The following is a 16,608-nucleotide window of genomic DNA, read 5'->3' as shown; positions in this document are numbered from 1 at the left end:
TTTAGGGTGTAAAAATATAGATTTTTGGTTGCCCGCAATACGTCGCCCTGTATTTATTTCAGGGTCTTCTCTAGAGCCGAGGGTATGAAATCCCTCCCTTATGCAGTCTGTGGTGTCAGATGTTACAGTGACCATCTGATACGTACAGAAAACTATTAAAATTTTGCAATCAATCTTTTTTAGAATAAATAAAACAGCCGGATGGTAACATCCAACTGCACTTCTACCATATAATATAGCCTTAATTATCTTAACTCTTTAATGATTAAAATAAATATTCCTTAATAAAAAATGCTGATCATGTTTAATCACGACCAGCATTTATCTTAACCTCAGTATTTAAAAAATTCTAAAACAACTTACCAATTACGCGGTAAGTAATATTTGTTCCATCTACAATTTCTTCATAGTAAACATCATCAGGCGAAACAAAATATTTTTCATTTTTAATGGTTACTTCCCTGCATCCTTCTGGCAACTGATTAATAATATCGCCAATATTATGCGTATCAACCGGACCATCAGTCGTATTTAAAACACCATCTTTTCCGGCTACTACATATACAGATTTGCCATCGGCATTTTCTTTTTGAGTGTAGTATACGCCTTTATATTCGTAATAATCTACCCCGTTAATGGTAACCTGATTCGCATCCGATGGTAAATTAGGAACCTCTGCGCCTACCGGCGGTGTTACCACTTCGTATTGATTATTATTTTGTTGATAAAACAAGCCACCAGAGTAATAAAACTGGTTCGGACCATAATAAAACGGATAATAGCCATAAGGCAATACACCAATCCTGAAACCTAAAAACGGCCTGTAAAAATTGTAATAACTGTAATATGGCCTGTAATAGGGTCTTCCGAAACCAGGCCTGTAGCCATAACCCGGTCTGCCATAACCTGGCCTGCCATATCCCGGACGATAACCCGGCCTGTTATAACTATAATTTGGTCTTCCGGAACGAACACCTGGAGAAAAACTACCTCTGCTTGGCGCGTGCATTGAAGGCTGACGGGAAATAGATCCTCCACCCCTTGATGAGCCGATAGAACCAGACCTGCCACCGCCGCCGCCTCCGCCCCTGCTTGGCCTTTGTGCAGAAACACTTTCGATACTCAAGGTTGCAATCATCGCTGCTGCAGCGAAAACAACCAATCCTTTATTTAATAACCTATTCATTTCTTTGTGTTTAATTCTATATCAATATGACGATGAAAACGCTTAAAAGATTATCCATTAACAAGATTTAACTAAATTTTGATAAAGCAATGACGAATAGACGGTTAAGCTGTATAAAAATACGCACTGGAAAGAAGAAAATACCTCATCCATTTCCCATCATTCACCACCAAGGCACAAAGACACAAAGTTTTTTTTGAAACCAGACTTCTGGCCTCGGTCTTCGGACTTTCGGACTATTTCCATCATCCATCGCACATTTTACATCTTACATCATTTACCACCAAGGCACAAAGACACAAAGTTTTTTTTGAAACCAGGCTTCTGACTTCGGACTTTCGGACTCTTTCCATCATCCATCGCACATTTTCCATCTTACATCATTTACCACCAAGGCACAAAGGCACAAAGTTGTTTGTACACCAGGCTTCTGACCTCGGTCTTCGGACTTTCGGACTATTTCCATCATCCATTTTACATCTTACATTATTTGAAACCAGGCTTCTGACCTCTGTCTTCGGACTTTCGGACTTATTACTAACAAACCTTTTACGGGCTATTTTTTCTAATGAATCCTTAATCTCCTATATTTAAATTTTATTCTAAAAAATTAAACTAAATGAATCTTCAAAGAATTTTCGGTCTTCTGTTTTGTCTGTTTATTTCCAGTGAATTACTTGCCCAGCAAACTGATTCGGCTTATGTGAGAGAAAACTACACCAAAATAGAACGTCAAATCCCCATGCGCGATGGAGTTAAGTTATTCACTTCCATTTACATACCCAAAAATCAAACCAAAAAATATCCTTTTTTAATTAACCGTACACCTTATACTGTTGCACCCTATGGTGAAGATAAATACAAGCTGAGCCTGGGTAATTTTCCGGCAATGATGCGCGAAGGATTTATATTTGTTTATCAGGATGTTCGTGGCCGCTGGATGAGTGAAGGTACCTTTGCCGATATCCGCCCTCAGGTGGTGGGTAAAAAAGGTAAAACAGCTATTGATGAAAGCACAGACACCTACGATACCATTGATTGGTTGGTAAAAAATGTAAAAGGCAATAATGGAAATGCCGGAATTTATGGTATATCTTACCCTGGTTTTTATTCTACCACCTCATTGCCAAATGCACACCCGGCGTTAAAAGCTGTTTCGCCACAGGCACCGGTTACCGACTGGTTTATGGGTGATGATTTTCACCACCGTGGCACCTTATTTTTAATGGATGCCTTCAGTTTTATGGGCAGTTTTGGCGTACCCCGTCCTAAACCCATTACACCAGATAAAGGTCCGAAAGGTTTTCAGTTCCCCATTCAGGATAATTACCGTTTTTATTTAGAAGCGGGATCGGTTAAAAATCTTAAAGACCGTTATTTTGCAGACAGCATTAAATTCTGGAACGATTTATTTAAACATCCGGATTTAGATACCTTTTGGAAAGCACGTTTAATTACCCCTCATTTAACCAACGTAAAACCTGCAGTGATGGTGGTAGGCGGCTTTTTTGATGCAGAAGATGCTTATGGTACTTTTGCCACTTACAAAGCCATTGAGAAACAAAACCCTGGGGCAAATAATATCCTGGTGGCCGGTCCATGGTTTCATGGTGGCTGGGTACGCAGTGATGGTTCTTACCTTGGCGACATTAACTTTGGCAAAACCACCAGTATCGATTATCAGCAACAGTACGAACTGCCTTTCTTTAAACATTATTTAAAAGGTGAGGGCGACTTTAAGCCTGCAGAAGCAAATATTTTTGTAACCGGAAGTAACGAATGGAAAAAATTCAATACCTGGCCGCCACAAGAAGTAGAAAGCAAAAACCTGTATTTACAACCAAACGGAAAACTGGCTTTTGAAAAGGTAGGCAGAACTGATAGCTGGGATGAATATGTAAGCGATCCGAATAACCCTGTTCCTTATCAGGATGGCATCCAGGCCAAACGTACGCGCGAATACATGATCGATGATCAACGTTTTGCTGCCCGTAGGCCTGATGTTAAAACTTACCAAACCGATGCCTTAACAGAAGATATTACCCTCACCGGACCAGTGCTGGCCAACCTGGTGGTTTCTACCACCGGAACGGATGCTGATTATGTGGTAAAATTGATCGATGTTTATCCAGAAGATGCTCCTAACCCGGCACCAAACCCAAAAAATTTAATGATGGGCGGTTACGAAATGTTAGTTCGTGGTGAAATTATGCGTGGTAAATACCGTAACAGTTTCGAGAAACCCGAAGCTTTTGTACCCGGAACCATTACTAAAGTAAATTACCCACTACCGGATGTTGCACATACCTTTAAAAAGGGACATAAGATTATGATCCAGATCCAAAATTCATGGTTTCCGTTAGCTGATCGTAATCCGCAGAAATTTATGGATATCTACCAGGCCGAACCGCAGGATTTCCAGAAAGCAACGCACAAAATTTATCATGACGTGCATAACAGCTCGTATATAACTGTTTCGGTGCTGAAATAAAATTGGGTTCTTAAGCTCGTGGTTCGTCATTCCCAAATTGGTTGGGAATCTTAAAGCATTACGATTCCCACCTGCGCGTGAATGACGACTGAGTTTAAAACAAATGTCAAATAATTATTGCTTTGGTTTGTGAAAACACGAACCAAGCACTTAACTAACTTATTTATTCAAAATGAAATACCTTAAACTCATCATCATCCTGCTTTCCGCCTCTTCGGCTTTTGCGCAAAGCGATGCAGGATACCCAAAAGCAAACTATACCAAAAAAGAAGTGTACATCCCCATGCGTGATGGCACCAAACTTTTTACCGCTATTTACACCCCAAAAGATGCTTCAAAGGATAAAAAATATCCGATGATGATGCAACGCACCTGTTATAGCGTAGCGCCTTATGGAGAAGATAAATTTCCTGCACGTTTAGGCCCGTCAGAATTGATGATGAAAGAGGGCTATATTGTAGTGATGCAGGATGTACGTGGACGTTGGAAAAGCCAGGGCACCTGGACCAATATGACACCCGTAATCGACAATAAAAAATCGAAAAAGGATGTAGATGAAGGCTCTGATACTTACGATACTATTGACTGGCTGGTTAAAAATGTGGCCAATAACAACGGCAAAGTTGGTCAGTGGGGAATTTCTTATCCTGGTTTTTACACTGCTGCAGGCATATTAAGCAATCACCCGGCATTAAAAGCATCATCGCCACAAGCCCCGATTTCTGATTTCTTTTTTGATGATTTCCACCACAATGGTTCATTTTTACAAAGTTATTTCTTTACTTTCCCTGTATTTGGTGTGCAGAAAACCGATAGCACTTCAAAACCATGGTATAACAATCAAATGATTTTGCCAAAAACAAAAGATGGTTATCAGTTTGCTTTAGATCTTGGCCCTTTAACCAATGCCGATAAATATTATAAAGATAATTTCTTCTGGCAGGAAACCGTTAACCATCCAAATTATGATGAGTTTTGGCAAAAACGCGGTCTGCTAAAACATTATAACACTATTAAACCAGCCGTAATGCTGGTTGGCGGCTGGTACGATGCCGAAGATTTATCTGGCCCTTTAAACATTTACAAAACCATCGAAAAGAAAAACCCTAACGCTTACAATACGATTGTTATGGGGCCTTTCGGACATGGAAGATGGAGCCGCGAAACCGGACATACCATGCACAGCAACGTATATTTTGGAGATAGCATTGCTACTTTTTACCAGAAAGAAATTGAAGCCAAATTCTTTAACCATTTCTTAAAAGGTAACGGGGATAAAAACTCTGGCCTGCCCGAAGCTTACATGTTCGATACCGGTAAAAAACAATGGGAAACCTTTACTAAATGGCCATCGGAAAAAGCGAGCAAACAAAAATTATATTTAGGTGCCGATGGTAAATTAAATATGACAGCCCCATCAGCCGCAGGTTCCATAAATTACATCAGCGATCCTTTAAAACCCGTTCCATATACCGAAGATTTAACCACCACATTAGGTTTTACGCCACACAATTACATGAGCGAAGATCAGCGTTTTGCTGGCAGAAGGCCGGATGTACTGGTATATCAAACCGATGTGTTGGATAACGATATTACTTTGGGTGGCGAAATCATGTCGCACCTTAAAATTGCCACTACCGGTACCGATGCCGATTTCATTGTAAAACTGATTGACGTATATCCTGCCGACGAGCCAAACAATCCTTATATGCCAAATAAGAACATTACCCTGAGCAATTACTGGCAAATGGTGCGTTCGGAAGTAATGCCTGCCCGTTTCCGCAATAGCTTTGAAAAACCTGAGGCTTTGGTGGCTAACCAAAAAACCGATGTAAACTTCCAATTGCAGGATGTATTACATACCTTTAAAAAAGGACACAGAATCATGATCCAGGTACAAAGCACAGCCTTTCCGTTATTTGCCCGTAACCCACAAAAGTTTGTAGAAAACCCTTATAAAGCAACCGAAGCAGATTATATTAAAGCTACACAAACGGTTTTTAACGATAGCTTTATCGAAGTTGATGTAATTAAATAAATTCACGCTCGTTTCTAACGAGTGTGTAAATAACCGATCGTTTTTAACGATTCATAAAAAATTCCCTCGCCCCGGTTCGTTTCCCCACGAACCGAAAGCGTTGGTCAAAAAATAAATAAATGAAAAAACTACTATTCATCCTCGCAACCGCCCTTAGCATTTCAGCAGCACAGGCACAGTTGCTGGGCAAAAACCAGGTGAACTCCAGAGCCGATAGCCTGCGTGGAACCCTTACACCTTTACGTACCTGTTACGACATTAATTATTACCATTTAGATGTAAAAATTGACATCGACCAGAAATCCATCATCGGAAGCAACGAATTTGCCTTCACTGCCACTCAGGATTTCACCAAACTCCAGTTCGATCTTTTCGATAACCTCAAAGTAGAAAAAGTATTATATAAGGGCACTGATTTACCTTTCACCAGGGAATATAATGCCGTTTTTGTAACCTTTCCTAAAGCTGTAAAAAAAGGAAGTAAAGATAAATTCACTGTTTTTTATTCCGGCAATCCTACTGTAGCCAAAACACCACCATGGGATGGCGGTTTCATCTTCAAAAAAGATGCTGCCGGCAATCCGTTTGTTTCTGTAGCCTGCCAGGGGCTTGGAGCCAGTGTATGGTGGCCAAATAAAGATCACCAGAGCGACGAGGTAGACAGCATGTTGATCAGTATCAGCATTCCAAATACTTTACAGGAAATATCTAACGGCAGGTTAAGAAACACCGTCGACAAACCAGATGGTTACAAACAATATAATTGGTTTGTAAGCAATCCCATCAACAATTACGATGTAACCTTTTATATTGGCAAGTATGCTCATTGGCAGGATAGTTATGATGGCGAAAACGGGAAATTAAGTGTCGATTACTGGGCCTTACAAACCGACAGTGCAAAGGCACGGCCACACTGGGATGCCGATGTTAAACCCATGTTAAAATGTTTCGAATATTGGTTCGGCCCTTACCCCTGGTATAAAGATGGCTACAAACTTGTTGAGGCGCCACATTTAGGTATGGAACACCAAAGTGCCGTGGCTTACGGCAACCAGTTTAAACAGGGCTATTTGGGGCGCGATTTAAGTGGCACCGGGCATGGCTTAAAATGGGATTTCATTACCATCCACGAAAGTGGGCACGAATGGTTTGGCAATAACATCACCTCAAAAGATATCGGCGATATGTGGGTGCACGAAGGTTTTACCAATTATTCGGAAGTATTATTTACCGAATGTACCGAGAATAAAGCTGCTGCAGATGAATATGTAATCGGATTGCAGAAAATTATCCGCAACGATATTCCTGTAATTGGCCCTTATGGTGTAAACAAAGAAGGTTCTGGCGATATGTATCCTAAAGGAGCAAACCTGGTGAGCATTATTCGCCAATTGGTTAACAATGATGAAAAATTCAGGCAAATCCTCCGCGGACTGAACAAAAACTTTTATCACCAGACCGTAACTACTGCGCAGATCGAAAATTATATTGCCAAACAGAGCGGTTTAAAACTGGATAAGATTTTCGATCAGTATTTACGTTATACCAAAATACCGGTTCTGGAATATAAAATCGATAAAGGCAACTTATCTTACCGTTGGGTAACCGATGTTAAAGGTTTCGATATGCCCGTTCGCGTAACCTTAAAGCCAGGCGATTATACTTTGATTAAACCCACAAACGATTGGAAAACCGTTAAAGTTGATGCTAGTATAAACGCTGATAATTTTAAACAGGATCCATTGTTTTACATTAACCTTAAGAAAGGATAGTCCCCGTTCAAACGTCCGAAGTTTCCCTGGCCCACAGCTTGGCTAACTTCGGAAATCGGCCTGATGCTATAATTTTCCATTTGTGCAACTTTTCTTAAAAACAACCGTCTTATAAGAAATGGCTCATTATTCATCTAAAAAATAAAAATCTATAACCATGAAAAAAGTATTTGCAATATTATTGGCATCTTTAACATTAACCGCTGGCATTAACGCAATTGCAAAGGACGGTACAAAAATCACCGTTTCAAGCAAGAAGAACGATGACCGCGATGTTAAAAATTTTAACGGCGTGGCTTCTGCAGGCCCTATCAATGTAATTGTAACCTTAGGCAATACCGAAAGCTGCCGCCTGGAGGGCGATGCAGAGGCAATAGCTTCGATTGTTACCGAAGTAAAAGGCAACGTGTTAGTTATCCGTCCGCAAACCAGCATCAGAAGCTGGTCTAACAAATACGAGGGCAAAAAAATTACGGCTTATGTAACCGCAAAAGAACTGGCCAGCTTAACCGTAAGCGGCTCTGGTAACCTAACCGTTAATGGAAAAATCAGCACAGGCAGTTTAACAACAACCATAAGTGGTTCTGGAAACATCAAAGCCTCGGCCGATGTAGACGATTATAGCGGTGTAATTAGCGGTTCGGGTTCAATAAATATTACTGGCGGTGCCGATCATGCTAAAGTGGTAATCAGCAGCTCAGGTACATTTGCCGGTAAATCTTTTTCAACAAAAACATTAAACAGCACCATCAGTGGTTCAGGAACCGTAAACATTGCGGTAAGCGAAAGCATCAGGGCAGTAATCAGCGGATCAGGAAGCGTAAATTATTCTGGCAATCCGAGCGTTGATAAAACCGTTATCGGTTCTGGCGGGGTAAGGAAAATGTAAAATCAGATTCATACTATACAAAAAACGCCTCGAAGAAATTCGGGGCGTTTTTTTGTAATATTTTTTTTAGCTTATACACATGATTTGGAAACTAGGTTTATTACAACTATTATCGTCCGTCCTGCTCCATTAATCCGATAAAAACCGGAATCGTTCCAACCGGGTTTATGATCAATGGTTACCTTGCTGTAAATCCTAAAAATGGAATACTGTCACAGCCTGTTAGCCCCGGTTGAAGCGGTACCCTGCAGCAACGAGGCACGAGGCAGCGAAGCGTACAAGCGTAAAACGGGAAGAAACTTATTATGGTGCACAGCCCCTGCGCTCCCCATAAAAAACAGACTTATTTTATGGCATGGAAACGGGCATTCAGTAATTCTTGGCGATCTACAGCCCCGCTCCATTAATCCGATGAAAAACCGGAATCATTCCAACCGGGTTTATTAACAATGGTTTCTTTAACACACAGAAAAGATATTGATCGGTTTTTGCTTTGAAACAATTATCTTCGTTTACCTATATCTTACCCATGAAAAAAATAGCATTAATGGTTTTATTGATCAGCACAATCAATTTCGCGTATAGCCAGGATCAGACACTTGATAAAAAATATCGCCCTGTGGTTGCTGCTTTCATCAATGCCATTAAAAGCGGAAATATAGAAAAGCTGAGCAGTAAAATCAGCTACCCATTAAAAAGGGCCTACCCTATCCCGGCCATTAAAAACAAACAGGAATTTGTAAAACGCTACAAAGAGGTTTTTGATGATAACTTAACCAAAAAAATTATTAATTCTAAACTGGATACCGATTGGGATGCCGTAGGTTGGCGAGGTATTATGTTTTTAAACGGCGAATTATGGCTCGATACCAATGGCAAACTCATTGCCGTTAACCACCAATCGAGGTTAGAAGCCAAAGAACAGGCCAGATTAATTAACGCTGAAAAAACCAGTCTTCACCCCTCATTAAGTAACTTTATACAACCAGTTTTGGTTTTCGAAACTGCGCAATACCGGATCAGGATCGATGACCTTGGCAATAACAATTACCGTTATGCCGCATGGCCGATAAAAAGCAAAATGAGCGATAAACCTAAACTGGTGTTAAACAATGGCAAGTGGACACCCGATGGCAGCGGAGGCAACCACAATTATCAGTTTAAAAGCGGCGATTACCTCTATACTTGTTTCATTACTGTAATGGGCGAAAAAGATTCGCCTCCGGCATTATTGGTGATCAGCAAAGCCGGTACAGAAGTTTTATCCCAACCCGCTAAAAAAATCATCCTTTAAAATCTGCATATGCTTACCGAAACCTTAAAAAAGCTTTTTAACCGCGATCTTACCAGGTTGAAATCAGAAATCGAAGCCTACCAGAACGAAGCCAATTTATGGCGGGTAGATCGGGGTATTGCAAATTCGGCTGGTAACCTATGCCTTCACCTTATTGGTAACCTGAACACCTACATAGGCGCAACCCTGGGCGGCACTGGTTATATCCGGAACCGTGAGCTGGAATTTTCGCTGAAAGATATCCCAAAGCAAGAACTCATCAAAATGATTGAAGAAACCACAGCCATTGTTCGTGAAACTTTAGATCAGATTAGCAATGAGCAGATGAATAGTGAATACCCTTTATTCGTATTTGAAGAAAAAACTTCGACTGAATTTTTTCTTGTTCACCTTACTACGCATTTAACTTACCACCTAGGGCAGATTAATTACCATAGGAGGTTGTTGGATGGTGGGGTATGAATGACAAATGAGTTCATGTATCTAACTTCCGAAGTTTGCCGTCATTTCGAGCGGAGTGCAGCGAAGTCGAGAAATCTGTATTGATATAGATCTCTCCATTCCACTGCGTTCCAGTCGAGATGACGCCTCTTTTATTTGAATCTGTCGATGGCAGTCTATTATTAATCATTTTAATATCTTAACAAATGATACAACAAAACTTCGCGCTACATCTTTAAATAATTATTTGAGGTGCATATAGCGTTTTGTTTGCTACAATTCCCCATGCGGTCGTCATCCTGAACTTGTTTCAGGATCTATTATGCAGATTTAAATGCTTCTCCAATGTGCCGTCCACTTCTCGACGGTATTGCAGGCTTTTACTTACTTCATTTAAGTTTATTCAAACTTCGTTCATGTTAACCACAAGGTATTTTAACTTTTTATCAAATACTATTATGTTTTTATCAACTTCATTTATACTAATTAAACTATACTTTTAATTTATACAAACTTCATTTATCTTTCTTAAAACTGCATTTATACTAACTAAAACGTATTTTTAGTTTCTTTAAACTGCATTTAACCTTTTTCAAATTACATTTCTATTAATCGGAACATACTTTTAGTTTTATCAAACTGAGTTTATCTTTTTATCAACTGCTTTTATTATTCTCGAAACTGGATTTTATATTTTTTATCATTATATTTAAATCATACAATTATGCATTGTGGTTTGAGGTACTGCAATACATATTGTTAAATCGTCCCTGATAAATTGAATGTTATTTTTCATCAATTAATAGATTTACAATATGTTGTACCTAAATGTAGTACCCATTTTTGTTGCGAGGGGCATACAGAATGTTTCTACCTATCTGATTAAAGCGGGTTTCAGTCCGCACTCAGCTCATTTTATCTTACATAGCAAAACCCGGTCAATCAGACTGGATCATATCGAGAAATTATGTAAACTTTTAATCTGCGAGCCCAGCGATCTTTTTGCCTGGCAGCCTGATAAAGATGAAAACATACCCAATACACATCCCATAACCAGGCTTAAAAAGAACGGTGTAGAGGAAAGCATCAATAACCTGATTGCCGATGTGCCTTTTAAACAGATCGTAGAAATTGCAGCAATAATTAAAGAAAAGAAAGAAGAAGCATTATCTGCTAAAACAAAAAAGGAGGCTTAAGCCTCCTTCAATATCATTTTAAAACTGAACACCGATTAACCACATATTTTCGATGTAGTTAATTTTTTGGCTCGCCTTATCCAAATCATCCCAACCAGTGGTATGCACATTGGTTAAATTGGTTGCGCCAAACTTGGTTGTATTTTGTAAATAAACATTTTTCCAAACATAGAATTTTAGACCAATTTTAGCCGAAACGCCATAGCCCGAAATATTCCAGTGGTTGTTTCTGCCTGCTCCAAATAAACGTACATCAGAACGCGGAACCATGATTCCACCACCTAAACCTGTTTCTAAAGTTAACGAAGTATTTCCACCAGGTGCTACCCAGATATCATCATAACGCTCTACTTCGATATTGGCATAATTAAATCCATCCGTATGTTCGTAGGTAAGCATTTTTTCCTTAACATTAATACTCTCACCGTTGTAATCACCTGCTAAAGCGCCAGTAGCAACATTATCATGCGAAATAAAGGGACCGATATGCCCGGTAATGGCTACCGTTTGTGGAATATCCATTACATATTTCATGTGGTCCCAACCGATAGAGATACTATAGTTATCTTTTATAAAATAACCCACGCGGATATTATACTGTGGTACGGTGATTAAACCAGGATTTAAATATGCCCAGCTTAATTTCGATTGCCTATCATGTGCAACTACATCCTTCAGTGTAAAATCGTAGTTCGGCCCCTGAAACCTGATATCACTTTTACCATACCACGAGCTGTTATAACCCCAGTGAAAAAAGAAATCGCCCTTACGCGAAAAATTTCTTTTATGCTCAGGGTTAAATAAACTTTTAGAGGTTGGAGTATGGTCTGTTGTAGCCGTTTGAATCTCTTGTGCCTGCATCCGCTTGCCAAACAAGAGTGCCAAAAATAGAATGGTAAATCTTTTCACGCGGCAAATTGAGCAAAAAGACCAATCAATTACAACATGTTTAACATTTCGTAAGCTTTATTGTACAAAAAATGACTTTAAATCATTAAAACCTCGTATAAACGGCCAACTGAATAATATTATTAATCGTATTGTTGGTTAAGCCATGGGTGGCCTGATTCATATATCCTGCCTCCAGATCGAACTTTTTTGAAAAACGGTATCCCACAGCAAAATAAGCCCTGTTCTGATCAAAAACACTATTATTGATTTTGCTTTTATTTTGGAGGTTTAAAAAAAATTCGTTCTGTAATGCCAAAAAAGCACCCTTTGTAAATGTGGGTTGAGCTTTTTGTAATGGTTGAATCAACCTGAAAAAATAACGAAACCTTTGCGAAAACACATCTTCACCTGTTCTACCGATAAAACGTTGCTCAAGCCTAAGCCTGTGACTGGCAAATACCGAACTGATTTTATGGTTATAAATATACTGTTCAAAAATACGGTGCTCGTGATGGGTAAGGTCGGCAGCCCCGGCAACTTCAGTATGAGTAGTCTGCCATAAATAACCCAGCGCCACATTACTTTTATTATTGATAAAATATTGCACAGCCGGCCTGACCAAAGTATTTCGCACATACTTCCAATCATCTGCAGAACGAACCTGAACATCGAACTGCAAGCCCCATTTATCATTAAACTTGGTATTGTTTAAAAACATAAACCAACCCGAATTGTGGTATTGGGTTTGCGCATATAGCTTTCCTGATGCCATGATGAACACCATCGAGGCAAGTAATAATATTTTTCTCATAAAAAGATAAACCGGTTTTATCTGTGTGCCGCTAAATTAGAAGAAATATTGTAAAATAAGGAAGAGTTAGTCCAAAGTCTTCAGTCGGCAGTCCTTAGTCCAAAGCATAATTTAAAAACAACTTTGTGCCTTCGTGCCTTGGTGGTGAATAATGTATGATGGAAAATGTGCGATGGATGATGGAAATAGTCCGAAAGTCCGATGTCAGAAGCCTGATGTACAAACAACTTTGTGCCTTCGTGCCTTGGTGGTGAATAATGTATGATGGAAAATTTGCGACGGATGATGGAAATAGTCCGAAAGTCCGATGACCGATGTCAGAAGCCTGGTTTCAAAAAAAAACTTTGTGTCTTTGTGCCTTGGTGGTTAATGATGTAAGATGGATGATGGAAATAGTCCAATGTCCAATCTGCCCCATAAAAACCTTTCTCTGTGCAAAACTCTGCGATCCCTGTGGTTGTCTTCGACTCCGCTCAGACTGACAAGTAACGCCGCATTCTTTGCGAAAAACTTCGCGCCCTTTGTGGTTAAAAACAAAATTCATTTAACGTTAAACAATTAAAAATATATCTTCGTTAAAGATTTGGGCATTAAGGCATTTTCAATAACCTTAAAATTGCGCTTATTTTAACATTACAAAACGTAAAAAAGAACAAAAATGATTATCGAACCTAGAATGAGGGGCTTTATCTGTTTAACTGCACATCCTGATGGCTGCGCACAGAACGTAAAGAATCAAATTGAATATGTAAAATCAAAAGGAGCTATTAACGGTCCGAAAAAAGTATTGGTCATTGGTGCTTCAACCGGTTTCGGTTTAGCTTCGCGTATTGCTGCTGCTTACGGATCCGGAGCTGCTACCATTGGCGTATTTTTCGAAAAAGCACCTTCAGAGGGCAAAACCGCTTCACCAGGCTGGTATAACACTGCCGCTTTTGAAAAAGAAGCACATGCAGCCGGTTTATACGCAAAAAGCATTAACGGCGATGCCTTCTCAAAAGAAATCAAAGCAAAAACCATCGAGCTGATTAAAGCAGACCTTGGCCAGGTTGATCTTGTAATTTATAGTTTGGCCTCTCCGGTAAGAAAACACCCTGATACCGAAGTATTGCACCGTTCTACCTTAAAACCGATCGGTGGCACCTATACTAACAAAACAGTCGATTTCCATACAGGTAATGTAACCGAAATTTCTATCGAACCAGCTACCGAAGAGGATATTACCAACACAGTTGCCGTAATGGGTGGCGAAGATTGGTCGATGTGGATTGATGCCCTTAAAGCAGAAAATTTACTTGCCGAAGGTGCAACTACAGTAGCTTATTCGTACATCGGCCCGGCTTTAACCGAACCGGTATACCGCAAAGGGACAATTGGTAGGGCAAAAGATGATTTAGAAGCAACAGCTTTCAAAATCGGCGATAAATTAAAAGATATTGATGGCAAAGCTTACGTATCGGTTAATAAAGCCTTGGTTACACAGGCAAGTTCTGCTATTCCGGTAATTCCATTATATATTTCATTATTGTATAAAGTAATGAAAGCAGAAGGCGTGCACGAAGGTACCATTGAGCAAATCCAACGCTTATATGCTGATCGATTATTTACCGGTAATCCTGTTCCTGTTGATGAAAAAGGAAGAATCAGGATCGACGATTGGGAAATGCGTGAAGATATCCAGGCAAAAGTTGCTGAACTTTGGAAAGAAGCTACAACCGAAACTTTACCTGCGCTTGGCGATTTACCAGGTTACAGATCTGATTTCTTAAGCTTATTTGGTTTCGAAATCGATAAAGTAGATTACCAAAAAGATGCCCAGGAAGTTGTAGCAATTGAAGGTTTGGTAAACTAATTATTCAATCCGTTACCCTGAGCCTCCATCGTCATTTCGACTGGAATTAAACGGAATGGAGAAATCTAATCATAATTTACAAACGGCTGGCCTTATAGCCGGCCGTTTTTATACTACATTAAATGAATTTCGACTTACAGCCTACGTTAGAAAGCGACTTAATCAAAGTAGTTCCCTTAAAAGAGACCGATTTTGAAGCACTTTTTGCGGTAGCTTCCGATCCGCTGATCTGGGAGCAACATCCCAATAAAGATCGCTATAAAAGAGAAGTTTTCGAAAATTTCTTTAAAGGCGCCATGGAATCGAAGGGTGCTTTTATAGTTTACGAAAAAGAAACCAATAAAATTGTGGGCAGCTCCAGGTACTACGAATTAAATGAAACTGATCGTTCTGTTGCGGTTGGTTACACTTTTATTGCACGCGAGTTCTGGGGCAAAGGACATAACAGGGCCTTAAAAACCTTAATGCTCGATTATGCTTTTCAATTTGTGGATAAAGTAATCTTACACATCGGCGCAACCAATTTCCGTTCGCAAAAAGCATCAGAAAAATTAGGTGCAGTTAAAATTGCTGAACTGGAAGTGGCTTATTACGGCGAACCCGTAAAATGGAACTTTGTTTACCAGATCGATAAAGCGAAGTGAATAGGTTAAATAACTTCCCTAAGTTACCGTCATTTCGAGCGAAGTGCAACGCAGTCGAGAAATCTATCTCAAGATAGATCTCTCCGCTCCACTACGTTCCGGTCGAGATGACGTAATGAGATAAATCTACGCATCTGTGGCAACCGCCTTATCTGTGGTAAAAATAAATAAGCGCATAGCTCCGCGTTAATCCCCGCTGACAGCTAAAAACACATGCGCGTAATCTATTAATCCATGACCTACACATTTACAATGACAAGAGCTTAACCGAATAAAATCGTATTTATCCTTTAGTATTGTTATCTTTGTATAATTCTCCATTCCACTCACCTTTCAAAACAAAACAATTAAATAAAATATGGCTAAATCTCAGGCAACATACAGTAAAAAAGAGAACGAAAAAAAACGATTAAAAAAGAAAAACGACAAACAAGAGAAAAAAGAAGAACGCCAGGCAAATGCTAAAAAAGGCTTATCTCTTGAAGACATGATGGCTTACGTTGATGAAAACGGAAACATCTCCTCTACCCCACCAGATCCGAAAAAGAAAGTTGTAATCAACACAGAAGATATTCAGATCGGTATTTCAAGACAAGAAGACATTATCGATGAAAATCCTGTTAAAAAGGGAACAGTTACTTTCTTTAACGACAGCAAAGGTTACGGTTTTATTAAAAATACCGAAACTCAGGATAGTATTTTCGTTCATGCAAACGGTTTAATCACCCAGATTAAAGAGGGCGATAAAGTTACCTTCGAAGTAGAAATGGGCCAAAAAGGACCAACTGCTGTTAAAGTTTCAAAGGTTTAATTACCTTAATTCAATTCTTTTTGCAGTTCCTAATTGCAAAACATGATTAAAATTCTGCAGAAAATTCTGCTGCGCTTGGTTTTATAACCATATATAATTCCGTCTATTAAGCATAAAACCTTGCGCATAATTTTATTCTCATTTATTTATTTTAGAAAACCAGGTTTCAATGCGCATCGGCTGCCTCAGTCCCGCCATTGCTCTTAGTCCTCATTTTCGCTGCGCTTTCATTCCGGGCTATCTGCGCTGTCGGGTTTAAGTGGCTAAAACAATACCCTTTTTTAAAAAAATT

13 protein-coding genes are annotated in these 16,608 nt (G+C 39.5%); 10 read left to right on the top strand and 3 right to left on the bottom strand.

Annotation, left to right across the window (positions count from 1 at the left end):
• Positions 1–349: 349 nt before the first annotated feature.
• Complete coding sequence (locus R2R28_RS03825) at positions 350–1,186, bottom strand: DUF6515 family protein (protein WP_316824383.1); 837 nt, start codon at positions 1,184–1,186, stop codon at positions 350–352.
• A 619-nt stretch (positions 1,187–1,805) separates the two neighbouring features.
• Here R2R28_RS03825 and R2R28_RS03820 point away from each other — a divergent pair.
• The 7 genes from R2R28_RS03820 (at position 1,806) to R2R28_RS03790 (ending at position 11,307) form a co-directional block, all read left to right on the top strand.
• A complete protein-coding gene (locus R2R28_RS03820; RefSeq protein ID WP_316824382.1) occupies positions 1,806–3,677 on the top strand; it encodes a CocE/NonD family hydrolase in 1,872 nt (623 codons plus the stop codon).
• 172 nt (positions 3,678–3,849) lie between these two features.
• Positions 3,850–5,715 (top strand): CocE/NonD family hydrolase, encoded by a 1,866-nt coding sequence (locus tag R2R28_RS03815; RefSeq protein WP_316824381.1) that lies wholly within the window; start codon positions 3,850–3,852, stop codon positions 5,713–5,715.
• A 119-nt stretch (positions 5,716–5,834) separates the two neighbouring features.
• Positions 5,835–7,487 (top strand): M1 family metallopeptidase, encoded by a 1,653-nt coding sequence (locus R2R28_RS03810; RefSeq protein ID WP_316824380.1) that lies wholly within the window; start codon positions 5,835–5,837, stop codon positions 7,485–7,487.
• Positions 7,488–7,644: 157 nt separating this feature from the next.
• Positions 7,645–8,376, top strand: a complete 732-nt coding sequence (locus tag R2R28_RS03805) for a head GIN domain-containing protein (protein WP_316824379.1) — start codon at positions 7,645–7,647, stop codon at positions 8,374–8,376.
• A 529-nt stretch (positions 8,377–8,905) separates the two neighbouring features.
• Positions 8,906–9,670, top strand: a complete 765-nt coding sequence (locus tag R2R28_RS03800) for a hypothetical protein (RefSeq protein ID WP_316824378.1) — start codon at positions 8,906–8,908, stop codon at positions 9,668–9,670.
• Between the two features lie 9 nt (positions 9,671–9,679).
• Positions 9,680–10,132 (top strand): DinB family protein, encoded by a 453-nt coding sequence (locus R2R28_RS03795; protein ID WP_316824377.1) that lies wholly within the window; start codon positions 9,680–9,682, stop codon positions 10,130–10,132.
• Positions 10,133–10,926: 794 nt separating this feature from the next.
• Positions 10,927–11,307, top strand: a complete 381-nt coding sequence (locus R2R28_RS03790) for a helix-turn-helix transcriptional regulator (protein WP_316824376.1) — start codon at positions 10,927–10,929, stop codon at positions 11,305–11,307.
• Between the two features lie 18 nt (positions 11,308–11,325).
• On the opposite strand, the gene R2R28_RS03785 is transcribed toward R2R28_RS03790, so the two are convergent.
• Positions 11,326–12,216 (bottom strand): hypothetical protein, encoded by an 891-nt coding sequence (locus tag R2R28_RS03785; RefSeq protein WP_316824375.1) that lies wholly within the window; start codon positions 12,214–12,216, stop codon positions 11,326–11,328.
• Between the two features lie 85 nt (positions 12,217–12,301).
• Positions 12,302–13,009, bottom strand: a complete 708-nt coding sequence (locus R2R28_RS03780) for a DUF2490 domain-containing protein (protein WP_316824374.1) — start codon at positions 13,007–13,009, stop codon at positions 12,302–12,304.
• 658 nt (positions 13,010–13,667) lie between these two features.
• Here R2R28_RS03780 and fabV point away from each other — a divergent pair.
• The 3 genes from fabV (at position 13,668) to R2R28_RS03765 (ending at position 16,316) form a co-directional block, all read left to right on the top strand.
• Entirely contained in the window at positions 13,668–14,861 is a 1,194-nt protein-coding gene (gene fabV / locus R2R28_RS03775) for an enoyl-ACP reductase FabV (protein WP_316824373.1), read from the top strand.
• 122 nt (positions 14,862–14,983) lie between these two features.
• Positions 14,984–15,505, top strand: coding sequence for a GNAT family N-acetyltransferase (locus R2R28_RS03770; RefSeq protein WP_316824372.1), 522 nt, complete (start codon positions 14,984–14,986; stop codon positions 15,503–15,505).
• Between the two features lie 358 nt (positions 15,506–15,863).
• Complete coding sequence (locus tag R2R28_RS03765) at positions 15,864–16,316, top strand: cold shock domain-containing protein (protein WP_316824371.1); 453 nt, start codon at positions 15,864–15,866, stop codon at positions 16,314–16,316.
• Positions 16,317–16,608 lie beyond the last annotated feature (292 nt).

Source organism: Pedobacter miscanthi (assembly GCF_032678605.1).
In the GTDB taxonomy this organism is placed as follows: domain Bacteria; phylum Bacteroidota; class Bacteroidia; order Sphingobacteriales; family Sphingobacteriaceae; genus Pedobacter; species Pedobacter miscanthi_A.
The sequence above is the reverse complement of the archived record's forward strand: the minus strand, read 5'-3'. Positions and strand labels throughout refer to the sequence as shown.

What these genes read in the sequence shown, in the direction of transcription:
- R2R28_RS03825 (WP_316824383.1), bottom strand. Translation starts at nt 1,186, where the DNA reads ATGAATAGGTTATTAAATAAAGGATTGGTTGTTTTCGCTGCAGCAGCG.
- R2R28_RS03820 (WP_316824382.1), top strand. Translation starts at nt 1,806, where the DNA reads ATGAATCTTCAAAGAATTTTCGGTCTTCTGTTTTGTCTGTTTATTTCC.
- R2R28_RS03815 (WP_316824381.1), top strand. Translation starts at nt 3,850, where the DNA reads ATGAAATACCTTAAACTCATCATCATCCTGCTTTCCGCCTCTTCGGCT.
- R2R28_RS03810 (WP_316824380.1), top strand. Translation starts at nt 5,835, where the DNA reads ATGAAAAAACTACTATTCATCCTCGCAACCGCCCTTAGCATTTCAGCA.
- R2R28_RS03805 (WP_316824379.1), top strand. Translation starts at nt 7,645, where the DNA reads ATGAAAAAAGTATTTGCAATATTATTGGCATCTTTAACATTAACCGCT.
- R2R28_RS03800 (WP_316824378.1), top strand. Translation starts at nt 8,906, where the DNA reads ATGAAAAAAATAGCATTAATGGTTTTATTGATCAGCACAATCAATTTC.
- R2R28_RS03795 (WP_316824377.1), top strand. Translation starts at nt 9,680, where the DNA reads ATGCTTACCGAAACCTTAAAAAAGCTTTTTAACCGCGATCTTACCAGG.
- R2R28_RS03790 (WP_316824376.1), top strand. Translation starts at nt 10,927, where the DNA reads ATGTTGTACCTAAATGTAGTACCCATTTTTGTTGCGAGGGGCATACAG.
- R2R28_RS03780 (WP_316824374.1), bottom strand. Translation starts at nt 13,009, where the DNA reads ATGAGAAAAATATTATTACTTGCCTCGATGGTGTTCATCATGGCATCA.
- fabV (WP_316824373.1), top strand. Translation starts at nt 13,668, where the DNA reads ATGATTATCGAACCTAGAATGAGGGGCTTTATCTGTTTAACTGCACAT.
- R2R28_RS03770 (WP_316824372.1), top strand. Translation starts at nt 14,984, where the DNA reads ATGAATTTCGACTTACAGCCTACGTTAGAAAGCGACTTAATCAAAGTA.
- R2R28_RS03765 (WP_316824371.1), top strand. Translation starts at nt 15,864, where the DNA reads ATGGCTAAATCTCAGGCAACATACAGTAAAAAAGAGAACGAAAAAAAA.